General features: G+C 58.0%; 18 protein-coding genes. 17 read left to right on the forward strand and 1 reads right to left on the reverse strand.

From position 1 onward, the window contains the following. Positions 1-72: 72 nt before the first annotated feature. From BM181_RS13315 to BM181_RS13395, 17 genes are all read left to right on the forward strand, one after another. The gene (locus tag BM181_RS13315) at positions 73-522 is read left to right on the forward strand and encodes an RrF2 family transcriptional regulator (protein ID WP_075445615.1); all 450 of its coding nucleotides are present in this window, start codon (positions 73-75) and stop codon (positions 520-522) included. Then, a complete protein-coding gene (locus BM181_RS13320) occupies positions 519-1,673 on the forward strand; it encodes a cysteine desulfurase family protein (RefSeq protein WP_075445616.1) in 1,155 nt (384 codons plus the stop codon). The genes BM181_RS13315 and BM181_RS13320 overlap by 4 nt, the downstream gene beginning before the upstream one ends. A gap of 187 nt (positions 1,674-1,860) precedes the next feature. Beyond that, positions 1,861-2,682 (forward strand): helix-turn-helix domain-containing protein, encoded by an 822-nt coding sequence (locus BM181_RS13325; protein WP_075445617.1) that lies wholly within the window; start codon positions 1,861-1,863, stop codon positions 2,680-2,682. Beyond that, positions 2,682-4,568, forward strand: coding sequence for a YgiQ family radical SAM protein (locus BM181_RS13330; RefSeq protein ID WP_075445618.1), 1,887 nt, complete (start codon positions 2,682-2,684; stop codon positions 4,566-4,568). Before BM181_RS13325 ends, BM181_RS13330 begins: the two co-directional genes overlap by 1 nt. Beyond that, a complete protein-coding gene (gene nrdR / locus BM181_RS13335) occupies positions 4,565-5,041 on the forward strand; it encodes a transcriptional regulator NrdR (protein ID WP_075445619.1) in 477 nt (158 codons plus the stop codon). Before BM181_RS13330 ends, nrdR begins: the two co-directional genes overlap by 4 nt. A gap of 35 nt (positions 5,042-5,076) precedes the next feature. Then, a complete protein-coding gene (locus tag BM181_RS13340) occupies positions 5,077-6,801 on the forward strand; it encodes a TIGR03960 family B12-binding radical SAM protein (RefSeq protein ID WP_075445620.1) in 1,725 nt (574 codons plus the stop codon). A 47-nt stretch (positions 6,802-6,848) separates the two neighbouring features. Next, a complete protein-coding gene (gene pgeF / locus BM181_RS13345; protein WP_075445621.1) occupies positions 6,849-7,670 on the forward strand; it encodes a peptidoglycan editing factor PgeF in 822 nt (273 codons plus the stop codon). Positions 7,671-7,684: 14 nt separating this feature from the next. Beyond that, complete coding sequence (locus tag BM181_RS13350) at positions 7,685-8,377, forward strand: YggS family pyridoxal phosphate-dependent enzyme (RefSeq protein ID WP_075445622.1); 693 nt, start codon at positions 7,685-7,687, stop codon at positions 8,375-8,377. Positions 8,378-8,389: 12 nt separating this feature from the next. Beyond that, the gene (locus BM181_RS13355) at positions 8,390-8,887 is read left to right on the forward strand and encodes a cell division protein SepF (protein WP_075445623.1); all 498 of its coding nucleotides are present in this window, start codon (positions 8,390-8,392) and stop codon (positions 8,885-8,887) included. Positions 8,888-8,902: 15 nt separating this feature from the next. Further along, entirely contained in the window at positions 8,903-9,697 is a 795-nt protein-coding gene (locus BM181_RS13360) for a YlmH family RNA-binding protein (protein ID WP_075445624.1), read from the forward strand. Between the two features lie 36 nt (positions 9,698-9,733). After that, on the forward strand, positions 9,734-10,357 hold the full coding sequence (locus BM181_RS13365; protein ID WP_082336329.1) for a DivIVA domain-containing protein: 624 nt from the start codon (positions 9,734-9,736) through the stop codon (positions 10,355-10,357). Between the two features lie 7 nt (positions 10,358-10,364). Continuing rightward, positions 10,365-10,808, forward strand: coding sequence for a signal peptidase II (gene lspA / locus BM181_RS13370; RefSeq protein WP_075445626.1), 444 nt, complete (start codon positions 10,365-10,367; stop codon positions 10,806-10,808). Between the two features lies 1 nt (position 10,809). Continuing rightward, the gene (locus BM181_RS13375) at positions 10,810-11,763 is read left to right on the forward strand and encodes an RluA family pseudouridine synthase (RefSeq protein ID WP_075445627.1); all 954 of its coding nucleotides are present in this window, start codon (positions 10,810-10,812) and stop codon (positions 11,761-11,763) included. Positions 11,764-11,808: 45 nt separating this feature from the next. Beyond that, on the forward strand, positions 11,809-12,363 hold the full coding sequence (pyrR, locus tag BM181_RS13380; RefSeq protein ID WP_075445628.1) for a bifunctional pyr operon transcriptional regulator/uracil phosphoribosyltransferase PyrR: 555 nt from the start codon (positions 11,809-11,811) through the stop codon (positions 12,361-12,363). Positions 12,364-12,509: 146 nt separating this feature from the next. Next, positions 12,510-13,103, forward strand: a complete 594-nt coding sequence (locus BM181_RS13385) for a DUF5662 family protein (protein WP_075445629.1) — start codon at positions 12,510-12,512, stop codon at positions 13,101-13,103. Then, complete coding sequence (locus BM181_RS13390) at positions 13,069-13,416, forward strand: arsenate reductase family protein (protein ID WP_075445630.1); 348 nt, start codon at positions 13,069-13,071, stop codon at positions 13,414-13,416. Before BM181_RS13385 ends, BM181_RS13390 begins: the two co-directional genes overlap by 35 nt. Before the next feature lie 139 nt (positions 13,417-13,555). Next, complete coding sequence (locus tag BM181_RS13395; protein ID WP_371263047.1) at positions 13,556-13,939, forward strand: DUF488 domain-containing protein; 384 nt, start codon at positions 13,556-13,558, stop codon at positions 13,937-13,939. Between the two features lie 143 nt (positions 13,940-14,082). Here the strand turns inward: BM181_RS13395 and BM181_RS13400 are convergent, their stop codons facing one another. Further along, entirely contained in the window at positions 14,083-15,393 is a 1,311-nt protein-coding gene (locus BM181_RS13400) for a flagellin N-terminal helical domain-containing protein (RefSeq protein WP_075445631.1), read from the reverse strand. Between the last annotated feature and the right edge of the window lie 392 nt (positions 15,394-15,785).

Here is a 15,785-nt window from a genome sequence, read left to right on the forward strand (position 1 = left end):
ACAGATGGCGGCGTTTCTGCTATATTGAATCCATGAAATCTGACAAGGATACTCAGAATTCCGAGGTGGAACATGAAGATGTCAACAAAAGGCCGTTACAGTGTGACGGCTCTTTATGAACTGGCCCTGCACTATGGCGAGGGGCCGGTAGCGCTGAAATGCGTGGCGCAGAGCCAGGGGCTGTCGGAGAATTATCTGGAGCAGCTCATGGTGCCGCTGCGGCGGGCGGGGCTCGTCAAGAGCATCCGCGGGGCACAGGGCGGCTATATGCTCGGGCGCGAACCGAGGGAAATCACGATCGGCGCAATCATCACGACGGTGGAAGGGCCGATTGCCGTTGTGGACTGCCTGCTGGCTGAGGCGGGGGCAGAGGACCAGCCCTGTGAGCGGGCTTGTGCCTGCGTGACCCGCGGCATTTGGGAAAAGGTCTGCGACAGCATCAGCGGGGTGCTCGACAGCATCACGCTGCAGACGCTGATGGATAACGATGGCAGCCGCAAGCACGTGGGGTGCGGCCGATGAAGCCGGTCTATCTGGATTATGCGGCGACGACGCCAGTGGACGAGCGCGTGCTGCCAGCTATGCTGCCCTATTTCATGGAGCAGTTCGGCAATCCGTCGAGCGTGTATGGCCAGGGGCGTGCGGCCAAGCGCGCAGTCGCTCAGGCGCGTGCGCAGGTGGCGGCACTGCTCCAGGCGGAGCCGGAGGAAATCTTTTTCACCAGCGGCGGCAGCGAGAGCGACAACTGGGCGCTCAAGGGCATGGCCTTTGCTCTGCGCCGCGCGGGGCGCGGCTGTCATATCATCACGAGCAGCGTCGAGCACCATGCCGTGCTCAATGCCTGCGCATGGCTGGAGCAGCAGGGCTTTGCAGTGACCTATCTGCCCGTTGATGTAGCCGGCCGGGTGCAGCCCCAGCAGGTCAAAGATGCTGTGCGTGACGATACGATCCTCGTCAGCATCATGACGGCGAACAACGAAGTCGGTACGATCGAGCCCATTGCCGAAATCGGCGCATTCCTGCAGGCAAAGGGGATTTTCTTCCACACCGATGCGGTGCAGGCCGCCGGACACATTCCGTTGTCGGTGGATGAGCTGCATGTGGATGCGCTCTCCCTGTCAGGGCATAAGCTCTACGGCCCGAAGGGCATCGGCGCGCTCTACTTGCGCCGCGGCTTTCGGCCCGACCCCTTGGTTCATGGCGGCAGTCAGGAGCGCGAGCTGCGGGCTGGTACGGAAAACACCGCTGGCATCGTGGGTCTCGGCAAGGCGGCCGAGATTGCCCGGGAGGAGCTCACGACGGAGTGGGAGCGCCTATCGGAGCTGCGCGACTGGTTCATGGCAGAGATCAAAACGATTCCGGGCAGCTGGATCAACGGCGATGAGGAATACCGCCTGCCGGGCAATGTGAATTTCGGCATCGAGGGCATCGCCCAGGATACCCTGCTGATCCGTCTCGATATGGCAGGCTTCGCCGTTTCGGCGGGCAGTGCCTGCAGTGCAGGCTCCCTGGAGCCCTCCCATGTGCTCAAGGCAATGGGGCAGACGCCGGAGCAGGCAGCCTCTGCGCTGCGTGTCACGCTGGGACGCTTCACGACAAAGGACGAGCTCGAGGGCTTGCTGACTGTTTTGCAGCAGGCAGTCACAGCAATCCGCGGCCAGGCCGGCAGCTGAATATTTGGAGCAGAAGACCTGCGGGAAACCGTCAGGTCTTTTTTCATGAAACTTTTATGAATATTTTTAGTACCAAATAGCAAAAAAATTTGTATTGACAAGCATTATTATGTATAATTAAAAGGTAATGCTTGAAGGAAAAGATTTGACAAGCTGTAAAGCACAGGCAGGAGGGTTTTGATACAATATGTTAGGAGATATGCTGCGTGCAGAACGCGAAAGACAGAATCTTACCATTAAAGATATCGAGAAGGGCACGAGTATCCGTGCGTTATATATAGAGTGCATTGAAAACGGCGACTACAGCCAGCTGCCAGGAGAAGTATATACGAAGGGCTTTATCCGCAACTACGCAAACTTCCTGAAGATGGACGCTGACGCGATCGTCAAGCGCTTCACCGAGGAGAATCATCCGGAGCAGGCTGCGGCTCAGGCCGCCAAAGAGGCGGAGCAGGCAGCGGAAGAGGAAGCTCCGCAGAAGGCAAAGGTTGCGCCCGCTTTTTCAACGGGCAAGGATTTCCATCAGCGGGTGGAGTCCTCCCATAAGCGCCAGAACTTTTTCCTCGTGGCTGTCATCCTGCTCGTGGTAGCTGCAGGTGCTTTCTTCCTGCTGTCGGACAGCGACAGCCCGACCACGGCAAAGCCAGCTAAGACGGCAACGACCACGGCCAAGGCGCCGCAGGAAAAGACGGAAAAGCCGCAGCAGCAGGCTGCTCCAGCCAAGAAGGCCGAGGGCGTCGAAGTCGTCGCCAAGACCACGGGCTCCTGCTGGACCCAGGTCAAGGCCGATGGCAAGGTTGTCTATGAGGGCACCCTGGAAAAGGGCAAGACCGAGACTTGGAAGGGCAAGGAATCGGTTGTCATCACGGCAGGCAATGCCGGTGCAATCGCCTTCAATGTCAACGGCAAGGATCTCGGCAAGGCTGGCGATATCGGCGAAGTGACGGAGAAGACCTTCACGCCAGAGGGCGAGAAGTCGGCAGACAGCAAGAGGGATAGCAAGAAATAATGAACGGATTTTTGCCAATCAGCAAGAAGGATATGGAAGAACGCGGCTGGCAGCAGCTCGACTTCGTCTTCGTGTCCGGGGATGCCTATGTGGATCATCCGAGCTTTGGCCCGGCCATTCTTTGCCGCCTGTTGGAAAAGCATGGCTATAAAGTAGGAATCATACCCCAGCCAGACTGGCATTCTACCAGGGATTTCGACCGCCTGGGAAAACCGCGGCTGGGGTTTCTTGTTTCTGCGGGCAATATGGATTCCCTGCTCAACAAATTCACAGCGGCGCGCAAGGTTCGCCATCAGGATGCGTACTCTCCCGGGGGCAAGGCAGGTTTCCGGCCTGAGCGCGCGACGATCGTCTATTGCAACCGTCTGCGCGAGCTCTATCACGATGTGCCCATCATCATCGGCGGCATCGAGGCGAGCCTGCGCCGGCTGGCCCACTACGACTATTGGAGCAACACCGTGCGCCGTTCCATCCTGGCTGACAGCCAGGCAGACCTGCTCATCTTCGGTATGGGGGAGCGGGCGCTTCTGGAGGTGGCGGCGGATCTGCAGCAGGGCGTAGCCATCGAGAACATCCAGGACGTGCAGGGGACGTGCTACCGCGTGCCCAACATGGACTATGTCTGGGATCATCTGCCCCTGCCATCCTATGCGGAGGTGGCGGCGGACAAGAAGAAATTCGCTGAGTCCTTCAAGCTGGAGTATCTGGAGCAGGACGCTATCCGCGGCCGCAAGCTGGCCCAGCAGAACGGCGAATGGTGCATCGTCCAGAATCCGCCTGCCCGGCCGCTTAACGAAGAGCAGATGGATGAGATCTACGATCTGCCGTACATGCGCACGTGGCATCCCATCTATGACAAGGCGGGGGGGGTGCCGGCCATCCAGGAAGTGCAGTTCAGCCTTGTGAGCCAGCGCGGCTGCTTCGGCGGCTGCAATTTCTGCGCGATCATCTCCCATGAGGGGCGCATTATCCAGCGCCGCAGCCACGCGTCGCTTTTGCGCGAGGCGAAAATCCTCACGCAGCTGCCGGGATTCAAGGGCTATATCCATGACGTCGGCGGCCCTACGGCCAATTTCCGCCGCACGAGCTGCGACGGGCAGCTGGAGCGCGGCACCTGCCGTGGCAAGCCGTGCCTGTCGCCGGTGCCCTGCCGCAACCTGGTGGCCGACCATAGCGACTATCTGAAGCTGCTGCGTGAGCTGCGGGCCCTGCCAGGGGTCAAGAAAGTCTTCGTGCGCTCGGGCGTGCGGTTCGACTATCTGATGCTGGCCAAAGATGAATTCCTTGAGGAGCTCTGCAAGTACCATGTCAGCGGGCAGCTCAAGATCGCGCCGGAGCATGTATCTGACCGGGTGACGCGCATGATGGGCAAGTCGAACCGCAAGGTCTATCAGGCCTTTGCGGAAAGGTTCCGCCGTACGAACGAGAAACTCGGGCTGAAGCAGTACCTCGTGCCGTATTTCATGTCGAGCCATCCGGGCTCCGAGCTTGCTGATGCCATCGAGCTGGCGGAATTCATCCGTGACATGGGCTACCATCCGCAGCAGGTGCAGGACTTCATCCCAACGCCGGGCACCCTCTCGACGGCCATGTGGTATACGGGCATCGACCCGCTGACGGGGGAGAAGGTATACACGGCCAAGTCCTACGAGGAAAAACTCATGCAGCGGGCCCTCATGCAGTATTGGCTGCCGCAGAACCATGCCATCGTGCGCAAGGCACTGCGCCTGGCACACCGCGAGGACCTCATCGGCTTTGCCCGCAAGTGCCTTGTGCGTCCCGAGGGCAGCGAGAAGAAACACATGCCGGACAAGGGCAGACGGCCGCGCCCGGCGAACCATAGGAATAACAATCACAGCAAACGAGAAAAGAAGGTGCGGCGATGAAATGTCCATTTTGTAAACAGGCCGACAGCCGGGTAATCGACTCGCGGGCCGCCGAGGATGGCGCGACCATCCGCCGGCGCCGTGAGTGCAATGGCTGCGGCAAGCGGTTCACGACCTATGAGGTCGTCGAGAAATTGCCGCTGATGGTCGTCAAGCAGGACGGCCGCCGCGAGGTATTCAAGCGCGACAAGATATTGAATGGCGTCGTGCGTTCGTGCGACAAACGCGACATCTCGATGGAGCGCATCGTGGCGCTGGTCAACGAGATCGAGCGCGATGTGCGCAATACGATGGAGCAGGAGGTACCATCGTCCAAGATCGGCGAGCTCGTCATGAACCGCCTGAAGGACTTCGATGAGGTCGCCTATATCCGTTTTGCATCGGTATACCGCAAGTTTGCCGATATCAGCAGCTTCCTTGAGGAGCTCAAGGTACTGCAGGCCCACAAGGGCGAAGAAGCGAAGGATAAGTAAGACAGGCATAAGCAGGACTGGGAGGAAGAAAGCATTTGGATTGGGAACTCAAACGAGAACTGAAGGAGCAACTGGCGCAGGAGACTGGCTATTACCGCTACCCGATGGGCACGCGGACGCCCGTGGCGCTGGTCTATCCCAATTCGTATTTCGTCGGCATGTCGAATCTCGGCCTGCACATCGTCTATGAGCTCTTGAACGAGCGCGATGATGTGGCTTGTGAGCGCGTGTTCCTGCCAGAGCGCAAGGAGCTCAAGCGCTATGAGAATACGCGCACGCCGCTCATGAGCATCGAGAACCAGACGCCGTTGCATGATTTTCCCATCATCGCGTTTGTGCTGTCCTTTGAGATGGACTATTTCAACGTCATGCAGATGCTGGCGCTGGGCAAGGTCAGGGTGAAGGCGGCTGAGCGCACGGAAAAAGACCCCCTCGTCATCGCGGGAGGGCCCTGTGCGACATTCAACCCTGAGCCGCTTTCCGGCGTCGTCGATGCCTTTGTCATCGGCGAGGGCGAGGTCATCATGCCGGCCTTCATGGATGCCTGGCACGAGGCCCAGGCACAGGGCATGAGCCGTCAGGAGATGCTCTTGCATATCGCCAAGGTTCCGGGCATCTATGTGCCGTCCCTCTATGAGCACCAGTACGATGAAGCGGGACATCTGACGGCCATCCAGGCCCTGCCGGGGGCTCCCGAGCGGGTCAGCCGCCAGTGGGTGCAGGACCTTGACGCGCATCCGGCCCATACGGTGGTCATCACGGACAACACCGAGTTCAACTTCTATCTCATAGAGACGGCGCGGGGCTGTGGCCGCCACTGCCGGTTCTGCATGGCGGGCTACTGCTTCCGGCGGCCGCGCAACCGCTCCCTGGGCGTCATCACGCGGGAGGTCAAGGCGGCGCTCAAGCATAAGCGCCGCATCGGCCTGATGGGGGCGGCGATTTCGGATTATCCCGAAATCAACGAACTCTGCCGCGAGATCCTCGGCGAGGGGCTGTCGATGTCGGTGGCGTCCTTCCGCGCCGATTCGGTGACGAAGGAGCTCGTCGATTCGCTAGCCCAGAGCGGCCTCAAGACGCTGACGATGGCGCCCGAGGCGGGAAGCCGGCGCATGCGTGCAGTCATCAACAAGGGCATCGAGGAGGAGCACCTGTTCAATGCCATGGAGCTGGGGCTCAAGGCGGGCATCCGCAATTTCCGCCTGTATCTCATGCTGGGCCTGCCCTTTGAGCAGGAGGCGGATATCGATGCCATCATCGACCTGGCGAACCGTCTCAAGGACTACATGGAGGAAAAGGGGGCGAAGGGGACGCTGACGCTCAGCGTCAATCCGTTCATCCCCAAGCCTTTCACGCCGTTCCAGTGGAAGCCCATGGCCGACCGCAAGTATGTAGAGCATGCCTTCAAGCGCCTGACCCAGGAGCTCAAGAAGCGCAAGCATATCATTGTCAACGTCGAGTCGCCCAAGGAGGCCTATATCCAGGGCGTCATCGCCCGCGGCGGCCGCCGGGTCGGCGAGGCCTTGCTCCTGGCCCATGAGCTTGGCGGCAGCAAGGCATTCAAGCGGGCTATGAAGGAATGCGGCCTTTCGCTGGCGGAGGAGCTCTACCGCGAGCGAAAGGAGCAGGAGGTATTCCCCTGGGACAGGCTCGACATGGGCTTCACGCGGGAGTACCTGTACGCAGAGCTTGAAAAGGCTGGCGGCCTCAAGGCGACGATCCCGTGCTTTGACGGCTGCCACCGCTGCGGGGTCTGCTGAGCAGGGGATAACATCAACAAATCTAGCAAACAAAGAGGGTGCGATGGATGAGTTTTGTGCTTGAACATATGCGGGATAATCTCTGGCGGGGCAAGTTCTCGTCATTTACGGAGGACCTTTGTGTGCATGGTCTGACGGGACGCCTCGGCGGCGTGAGCAAGAAGCCCTATGACTCGCTGAACATGGCGTTGCATGTCGGTGACGACCCGCAGGCCGTCTGGCAGAACCGGCAGCGGTTCCTGCATGCCTTGGGGCTGAAGCCCGAGAACATGGTCACGCCGGAGCAGGTGCATGGCGATGCCGTCATGCGCGTCGGGGCAGCTGAGGTCGGCCGCGGGGCGCGTGACTACGCCGATGCGATTGCGGCCACGGATGCCTTGATCACCGACGAGCCAGGGCTGCCGCTGGTGCTCTGCTTTGCAGACTGCACGCCCATCCTGTTCCTTGACCCCGAGCATCGGGCCATCGGCATCGCCCATGGCGGCTGGAAGGGTACGGTGAACAAGATCGCGCAGAAGACTGCCCAGGCGATGCAGCGCGAGTTCGGCACCAATCCCGACGAGCTCCTCGTCGGCATCGGGCCGGCCATCGGGCCCTGCTGCTATGAGGTCGGCGAAAACGTGGCGGATGAGTTCCGGCAGGCCTTCCCTGCTCATGAGGACAAGATCGTGCTGGCAGAAGATGGCAAGCCGCATCTGAACCTTTGGCAGGCCAACCGCCTGCAGCTCATGGATATCGGCGTGCGCAGCGAGAACATCGAGATGGCCGATACCTGCACAGCCTGCAAGCACCAGTGGTTCTATTCCTACCGCGCCGATGGCGGCACCACGGGCCGCATGGCAGCTGTCCTGGCACTTACGAAATACTGATCGGGGGTAATCGCATGATAAAAGAGAAGTTTCATGAAGTCGAGGCCGCTATCGCTGCCAGCATGGAACGACGCACCCGCGTGCCCAAGGATGCGCCCGTAAAACTCATCGCCGTGACGAAGAATCACGATGTGGCGGCGATGCGCGAAGCCATCGATGCTGGTGCGACCGATGTGGGTGAGAACCGCATCCAGGAGGCCAAGGAGAAATACGCGGTGCTGGACCGCGAAGTGACCTGGCATCTGATCGGCCATCTGCAGACGAACAAGGCCAAGGTGGCGGTGCAGATTTTCGACCTGATCCATTCGGTGGATACGCCGCATCTGGCCAAGGCACTGGACAAGGAGGCTGGCAAGATCGGCAAGGTCCAGGACATCCTGGTGCAGGTCAACCTGGCCAAGGAGGACAGCAAATCCGGGGTCTATAAGGAAGACCTGCGGGCCATGCTCGATCTGGTCGAGACGCTGCCGCATCTCTGCCTGCGCGGCTTGATGTGCATCGCACCGAACTACGAAGACGTCGAGCTGTGCCGGCCGTTGTTCCGGGAAATGCATGAAATTTACCAGCAAGTAAAGGAATTGCCGTATCCAACGGCGAATATTACATATTTATCTATGGGTATGACCCATGACTACCCCATTGCGGTCGAAGAGGGCGCAAATATAGTCCGGGTAGGAACCGCGATTTTTGGACCGCGACAATACTAAAGAGGTGGCATTATGAGTATTATTGATAAAGTTTGCGGAAAGATGGGCCTGATGGACCCCGAGGACGAGAAGCTCGATTTCGCCGACGAGGAACGCGAGCAGAAGCCGGAGATGAAACGTGAACCAGCCGAGGAGGAACAGGCTATGAATCATGAGAAAGAGGGCGCCCACAACGTCGTGGACTTCCACTCGGCCGCAACGGCGCGCGAGAACACCGTGACCAACTACAAGATGAAGGTCATTGTCATCGAGCCGCAGACCTTTGACGATGCGCAGCAGGTCGCCAACAACCTGCGTGAGAAGAAGCCGGTCGTCATCAATTTCGAGAAGACGGACGCCGAGGCAGCTAAGCGCATCATTGACTTTATCAGTGGTACGACGTACGCGCTGAACGGTGAGATCAAGAAGGTCGGTCACAACGTATTCCTCTGTGCGCCGAGCAACGTCAACGTCAGCTATACGGAAGAAGATCGCCGGGTATCGACGGAGATGCCCTGGCTGAAGAAATAAGGGAACTAGAGCAACATGGCAAGTGAACAGAAAGAAAAACTGATCCGTTTCTACAAGGGGACGGAGGGCGAGGAAGCGGTCATAAAGCTCGTCGATATGGCTGAGGCCGTCCTGCGCAACCAGAAGTTCCGCATGAGCGGCTTCCTCGACCCCTTCGGGCAGGAAATCGCCGAGACCGTGGCGGCCAACTACGGCCGGCTGCGCGTCGACTTCGCGGGGGGCTATCAGGGCGCGGAACGCTGCCGCGCCATTTATGTGCATGAGGACTTTTTGGGGACGCCGGCAGGCTTTGACATTGACTGCATCGAGGCGCGCTGGAATGGGCAGTTTGCCCGCCTCTCGCACCGCGATGTGCTCGGGGCCCTCATGGGGCTTGGCATCGAGCGCGACTGCATCGGTGACCTGCTCGTGACGAATGACAGCGTCAAGATCCTCTGCGACAAGAAGATGGCAGAATATTTCCTCGCGAACCTCACGAAGATTGGTGCTGTCGGCGTGAGCTGCCAGCGCGTCGAGCTTTCCTCGATCGCGCCGAAGGAAGAGCGCTGCAAGGAAATCCGCGCGACGGTGGCATCCCTGCGTGTCGACTCGATTGCGGCATCGGGCTTTGGCTCCTCGCGCAGCCGGGCAGCGGCTGACATTGCCGCCGACAAGCTGAAGCTCAACTGGCAGCCGGTCAAGAGTGCCTCGCAGACCGTCAAGGAGGGGGACATCCTCTCGATGCGCGGCCGTGGCCGCCTGGAGGTCGCTGAGGTGCGCGGCACGACGAAGAAGGGCCGCACGGTCGTGGTCCTCAAGCGCTATATGTGATAGACAAATACTCGTTTCAGATGGGAGATAATAACCTTGCTTACACCAATGGACATCCATAACAAAGATTTCAAACGCAGTTTCCGCGGCTACAACGAGGATGAGATCGACGATTTCCTCGACCAGGTCGTCAACGACTACGAGAAGCTGTTCCGTGACAACGACCGCCTCAAGGAGGAGCTTGAGCGGGCACGCAAGGACAACGAACAGTATCAGCAGCTGGAGCAGAACCTCAAGGACACGCTGCTGGTGGCTCAGAAGACGGCGGAGGAAGTGACGTCGAATGCGCGCCAGAATGCTGAGGAGCTGCGCGAGAACACGGCCAGGGAGTGCCAGAACATGCGCCATGAGGCCGAGATGCAGGCTAAGAAGCAGCTCGATGATGCAGCTGCCAAGGTGCGCAGCATCGTCGCTGAGTACGACCGCCTCGTGCGCGAGAAGAACCAGTTCCTGCGCAAGGTCAAGGTGACGATGGAGTCGGAGCTGGCTGTCATCAATGAGACGCTGCGTGTGCTGCCGGACCCGGAAGCCGCTGAGCGCCAGGCTGAGCAGCAGAAGCAGGCAGCTGCGCAGCAGACCGCCGAAGAGCCCCAGGTAACGGAGCAGGCAGCTGCTGAGGAAGCTGAGGAGAAAGACAAGGCAAGCGAGGAGAAAGAGTAAGTAAGTGATGGCCTTTTGTTTGTTTGTTGTTCTGCTGGTATTGGATCAGGTAGTCAAAAGCTATGTCAGCACGGCCATGCTGCTCGGTGAGACGATACCGGTTGTGCCGGGGATATTCCACATCACGTACATCCTCAATCCAGGGGCAGCCTTCGGGATGCTTGCGCATCAGCGCTGGTTCTTCATCCTGGCGGGGATCATCATCGTCGCGGCGTTCCTTTACTATTATCCGCGGCTCAGGCGCCAGTGCGGCTGGTTCCATTACGGCTGCGTGGCGCTGCTGTCTGGTGCTGTGGGCAATCTCATCGACCGCATCCGGAACGGACTGGTCATCGACTTCATCGATTTCCGCGTCTGGCCGGTGTTCAACATTGCCGATATAGCGATTGTGCTTGGTGTTGCCAGCATGATATATGCAATTCTATACAAGATGAAAGATACAGAGGATTGATATGGCAGAACCATTGTTATTCATAGCAGATAAGGCTGGCGAGCGGCTGGACGTCTTTTTGACGCGCCAGCAGCCTGACTTGTCAAGAGCACATGTGCAGAAGCTCATCACAGAGGGCGCGGCACTGGTGGATGGGGCGGTCCGCAAGGCGAACTACAAGCTGCGCGGTGGCGAGCAGGTCAGTTTGACGGTACCCGAGGCGGCATCGGTGGAGATCAAGGCAGAGGATATCCCTCTGGATGTGCTCTACGAAGATGAGGATATCATCGTCGTCAACAAAGCGCGCGGCATGGTCGTGCATCCGGCGGCGGGCGTCAATACCGGGACGCTCGTCAACGCATTGCTCTGCCATTGCCACGATCTTTCGGGCATCAACGGCGAGATCCGCCCGGGCATCGTGCACCGGCTCGATAAGGATACCTCGGGTGTCATGGTCTGCGCCAAGAACGACAAGGCGCATATCGACCTGGCAGAGCAGATCCGCACGAAGGCGGCGCACCGCATCTACTGGGCCATCGTGCATGGCAACATCAAGGAAGAGGCGGGGATCATCAAGGGCGACATCGGCCGCCATCCCACCGACCGCAAGAAAATGGCTATTGTCCGTGAGAATGGCAAGCCGGCGGTCACGCATTTCAAGGTGCTTGAGCGGTTCGGTGACTACACGCTGATTGAATGCCGTCTTGAGACAGGGCGCACGCATCAGATCCGCGTCCATATGACGAGCATTGGGCATCCGCTTGTCAACGATCCCAAGTATGGCCCGAAAAAGCCGTCGCCTTTTGCCATCGAGGGACAGGCCCTGCATTCGCTGACGCTGACACTGACGCACCCGGGGACAGGCGAGCCGATGACGTTTACAGCTCCGCTGCCTGCGGACATGCAGCGGATACTCACAGGCCTGCGTGACCGCCTGGCCAAGGACCGCAGGAAAGCTGCTGCGATGCAGCCTTGATGGCACGATATACCTAGCGATAAGAAAAGACGGGAGTGACAGATTATGCCAGTATTGACGGATAAGACCGTACTCATGGATTCCGAGGGAATCCGCCGCGCGTTGACGCGCATTTCCCATGAGATTGTCGAGAAGAACAAGGGCGTCGAGAACATCGTGCTCGTAGGTATCCGCACGCGCGGCGTGCCGATTGCTGAGCGCATCGCCGCCAGCATCGAGCGCATCGAAGGCACGAAACCGCCAGTCGGTGTCCTCGACATCACCCTCTACCGTGATGATCTGTCAACGCTCTCGTACCAGCCCATCGTCCATCCGACGGAACTGCCTGTGGATATCACGGGCAAGACCGTGGTGCTCGTCGATGATGTGCTCTATACAGGGCGCACGATCCGCGCGGCTCTCGACGCCCTCATCGATATGGGCCGTCCCAAGACCATCCAGCTGGCCGTCCTCATTGACCGCGGCCATCGCGAGCTGCCCATCCGTGCCGATTTCGTCGGCAAGAACGTACCGACCTCGTCCCACGAGGTCGTGAGCCTGCAGCTCACGGATACCGACGGTGCCGAAAAAGTAGTGATCCGCGAATTCAAAGAAGATTGATAAGATAGCAAAGTCTGCTGCACAGCCATTATGTGCAGCAGACTTTTTTACAATGATGAAAACTGCAGGAAATAAGGGATATACAGGACACGCGAAACGTATTATACTTGAGAAAGAATATTTGTCGATTGTTGGAGGCTGGGCTTGTGAATCTGGTGGAACGTGTCTGTGGTCATACTTGGATGATTTTGCGTCATAAGTATTGGGTGTTTCGGTTTTGCTGTATTGCGGGGATTCCGTGGCAAGGTTTTATGCATGACTGGTCAAAATTCTCGCCGACGGAGTTTATCGAAAGCGTAAAATACTACAATGGCAAGGTTTCGCCGATAAAGATCTGCAAGCGGGAAAACAACGGCCTGTCCATGGCCTGGATTCATCATCATGGACGGAATCTCCATCATTATGAGGCTTGGTGGGATAACTTCGATCATGGTGCCCACCCGCAGGATATGCCCTACAAATACGCGGTGGAAATGATTTGTGACTGCCTGGGGGCGGCCAAAGCCTATGGCCGGGATGAATTCACCTTTCAGGCCGAATACGAGTGGTGGCAGCGTAAATGTGCCACTGGTGTTGGCATGAGCCCTAATATGCAGGCCTTTGTGGAAACGATGCTGAGCCAGCTGGCGGCGACGGAAGATCTGTCCTTGCTGCGGCCAAAGCCCCTGCGGAAAATATATGCATCAGTAGTGAAAGAAGGAAATTATGAATATACAGATTTTCGGCACCAAGAAGTGTAACGATACGAAGAAAGCCCAGCGGTTCTTTAAAGAGCGCGGAATAAAGTTCCAATTCATCGACATGCTGGACAAGGGCATGAGCAAAGGCGAATTCCAGTCCGTGGCCAAGGCCCATGGGGGCATCGATGGGATGATCGATCCGGATTGCAAGGATAAAGAAGCCTTAGCCCGCGTAACCTATATGGCCGATAAGCTGAAGACGCTTCTGGAGAATCAGCAGGTCATAAAGACACCGGTGGTAAGGAACGGCAAAGAGTCAACCGTTGGTTATGAGCCGGAGATTTGGAAAAGCTGGCAGGCAACAAAGGGATAACCTGCGCAAACAGGCGGTCTGACATGTCAAATCTTGACATGTCAGACCGCCTGTTTATGTGGGGGTGTGATAAAGCTGACAGCAAATGGGGACGGGATGTGCTAAGGTATTCCTGGATAGAGGCAGGTGGAGGGAAGGCTTGCAGAAAGGATTGCTTATGGAGAACAGGATTTTACTCAAGCGCATCTATGAACCGCCAGAGGAAAGTGATGGATACCGGATATTGGTGGATAGATTGTGGCCGCGAGGCATCAAGAAGGAAGCGGCTCATCTCGATGAATGGGCCAAGGTCATCACGCCTGGTACCGAAATCCGGCGCTTGTATCACCAGGGCGAGATGCCCTTTGATGGCTTTGCGGAGGCCTATCAGGAAGAACTGGCAGCTAGCGAAGGGGCGGCGGCTTTTGCTGCCCATTGCCGGGAGCTGCTGGAGGCGCAGAATGTGACCTTGGTGTATGCGGCGAAAAACACGCAGGAAAATCACGTGCTCGTCTTGCGGGAATGGCTGCGGCGGAATATGTAAAACATGCATCGGGCGCAGAGGCTGGCTATGGTGCATAAGAGCGGTGTGACTGTCACGGATATGCAGGCTATGAAAAAAGCTCCTTGAACGATTCAAGGAGCGGCTGGGCAGATGGAACGATAGGGCGGCAGCTATGGAAAGCTTCAACCTTGCAAGAGGCTCAGGAACCAGCCGGCGCTGTGGTTGTTCTGGGCCAGCATGGCCTGGGCGGCTTGCAGCAGGATGTTTTCTTTGGTGAATTCGGTCATTTCCTTGGCCATGTTGGCATCGAGGATGGTGGACATGGCTGCCGTGAGATTCTCGCTTTCGGTGGTGAGATTGCTGATGGTGTATTCGAGGCGCATGCTCATGGCGCCGATGGTGGTCTGCTGGTCAAGGGCGCGTTCGAGGGCCCGGTCGATGGCACTCATGGCGGCATTGGCGCCTTTTTGCGTGGTCACGTCGATGGCGTGGCCATTTTTGCCGGTCAGCCCGAGGGCGTAGGAGCTCATGTCGTCGATGGAGCCACGGATGCCACGGTTGGCATCGGCACTGCTGGCGATGTAGAAGCTCGAATCGCCCTGCTGATCGCGCGGCGCGATGCTTTCCTTGAAGTCGTTGAGGGCCGTAGTGGCCGTTTTCTTGACCTGTCCCTTGGTGTCGGTGATGCTGATGGTGATGCCTGAAACGGCGCCATCAAGGCCCGTGGCGGCAGCCGTGAAGGAAACGGCATTCTGCTCGTCGGCGGTGTGGACGGTCTCACCATGGGCATCCACGCCAATGGTGGAATCGGTCTGCAATTTTGACGGGTCAAAAATTGACTGGTCAATGGCATTGAATTGGGTAAGCATGTCTGCAAGGGTAGTGGTGCCGGCTTGGTAGCTGGCCGAGTATGTCTTGCCGTCCTTGATATAGGAGAGGTTCACGGTATCGCCTTCCTGGATGTTCAGCGAAGAGCCGTCCCGGCGTTTCAGGTCAGTCAGCTTGGTGCTGGCGGTGGTCGTGGTGGCAAGGCTCTGGTTGGTGAGCACCTGTGCCGTCGGTTCAGCGGCCGAGGCCATGGAACCGTCGAGCAGCAATTTGCCGTTATAGGTGACGCTTGCGTTGTCGTTGATCTGATCGCCGAATTGGTCAAAGAGCTTTTGGATGGTGCGGCGGTCCGTATCTGTGCAGGTATCGCTGGCGGCCTCGATGGCTTTTTCCTTGAGGTTGCGCAGGATGTCGATGGTGGAGCTCACGCCGCCCTCCGCGACCTTCAGCATGCTGAGGGAAAACTGGGCATTGCGGCTGGAGGCATCAAGGCTGCGGATGCGCACGTCCATGCGCTGGCCGATGGCCCAGCCCGAAGGATCATCCGCGACACTGGCAACGCGCTGGCCAGTCGCCAGATGGTGCATATGCTTGGACAGTTTGAATTGATGTTTGTCCATGATGTTTAAGATATTCGTCGACATGACGGAATTGCTGATCATCATATTTGTCACCTTCCTTGTGAGCAAAAGAAATCCGTATCCAATACTATTATACTACTCTAAATACTATTATACGTAAGTATACATAAATTGCAGTTTATCTGTCCGTACGTGGTTAAAACAAACTCGGTACAGCTCAGCTTGGGTGGGGGCGGGTGCACTTTTTCTCCGCTCCCGCTAAATGACCCGCGCGGCTGCTTTAGTACGTACTTAGATACATGTGCCGGGCAGGCCAGCGGCACGCCAATACATCGAATCGTTCTAGGAAGTACGTACTGCGGGCCATCCCTCACTGCGTTCGGGCAAATCGCTCCCGCTGCGAAGAAAGTGTACCCGCCCCCGCCCTCTGCTACGTTTAGATAAGCCTGCTTTGTTCCGGCAATAGGTTACGAATT

The sequence above is a fragment of the Pseudoselenomonas ruminantium genome (assembly GCF_900113715.1).
Lineage (GTDB): Bacteria > Bacillota > Negativicutes > Selenomonadales > Selenomonadaceae > Selenomonas_A > Selenomonas_A caprae.

Coding starts and splice junctions, on each gene's coding strand:
- BM181_RS13315 (WP_075445615.1), top strand. CDS start 73: ATGAAGATGTCAACAAAAGGCCGTTACAGTGTGACGGCTCTTTATGAA.
- lspA (WP_075445626.1), top strand. CDS start 10,365: ATGGCCTTTTGTTTGTTTGTTGTTCTGCTGGTATTGGATCAGGTAGTC.
- BM181_RS13325 (WP_075445617.1), top strand. CDS start 1,861: ATGTTAGGAGATATGCTGCGTGCAGAACGCGAAAGACAGAATCTTACC.
- BM181_RS13330 (WP_075445618.1), top strand. CDS start 2,682: ATGAACGGATTTTTGCCAATCAGCAAGAAGGATATGGAAGAACGCGGC.
- nrdR (WP_075445619.1), top strand. CDS start 4,565: ATGAAATGTCCATTTTGTAAACAGGCCGACAGCCGGGTAATCGACTCG.
- BM181_RS13400 (WP_075445631.1), bottom strand. CDS start 15,393: ATGATGATCAGCAATTCCGTCATGTCGACGAATATCTTAAACATCATG.
- BM181_RS13360 (WP_075445624.1), top strand. CDS start 8,903: ATGGCAAGTGAACAGAAAGAAAAACTGATCCGTTTCTACAAGGGGACG.
- BM181_RS13320 (WP_075445616.1), top strand. CDS start 519: ATGAAGCCGGTCTATCTGGATTATGCGGCGACGACGCCAGTGGACGAG.
- BM181_RS13350 (WP_075445622.1), top strand. CDS start 7,685: ATGATAAAAGAGAAGTTTCATGAAGTCGAGGCCGCTATCGCTGCCAGC.
- pgeF (WP_075445621.1), top strand. CDS start 6,849: ATGAGTTTTGTGCTTGAACATATGCGGGATAATCTCTGGCGGGGCAAG.
- BM181_RS13355 (WP_075445623.1), top strand. CDS start 8,390: ATGAGTATTATTGATAAAGTTTGCGGAAAGATGGGCCTGATGGACCCC.
- BM181_RS13375 (WP_075445627.1), top strand. CDS start 10,810: ATGGCAGAACCATTGTTATTCATAGCAGATAAGGCTGGCGAGCGGCTG.
- BM181_RS13390 (WP_075445630.1), top strand. CDS start 13,069: ATGAATATACAGATTTTCGGCACCAAGAAGTGTAACGATACGAAGAAA.
- pyrR (WP_075445628.1), top strand. CDS start 11,809: ATGCCAGTATTGACGGATAAGACCGTACTCATGGATTCCGAGGGAATC.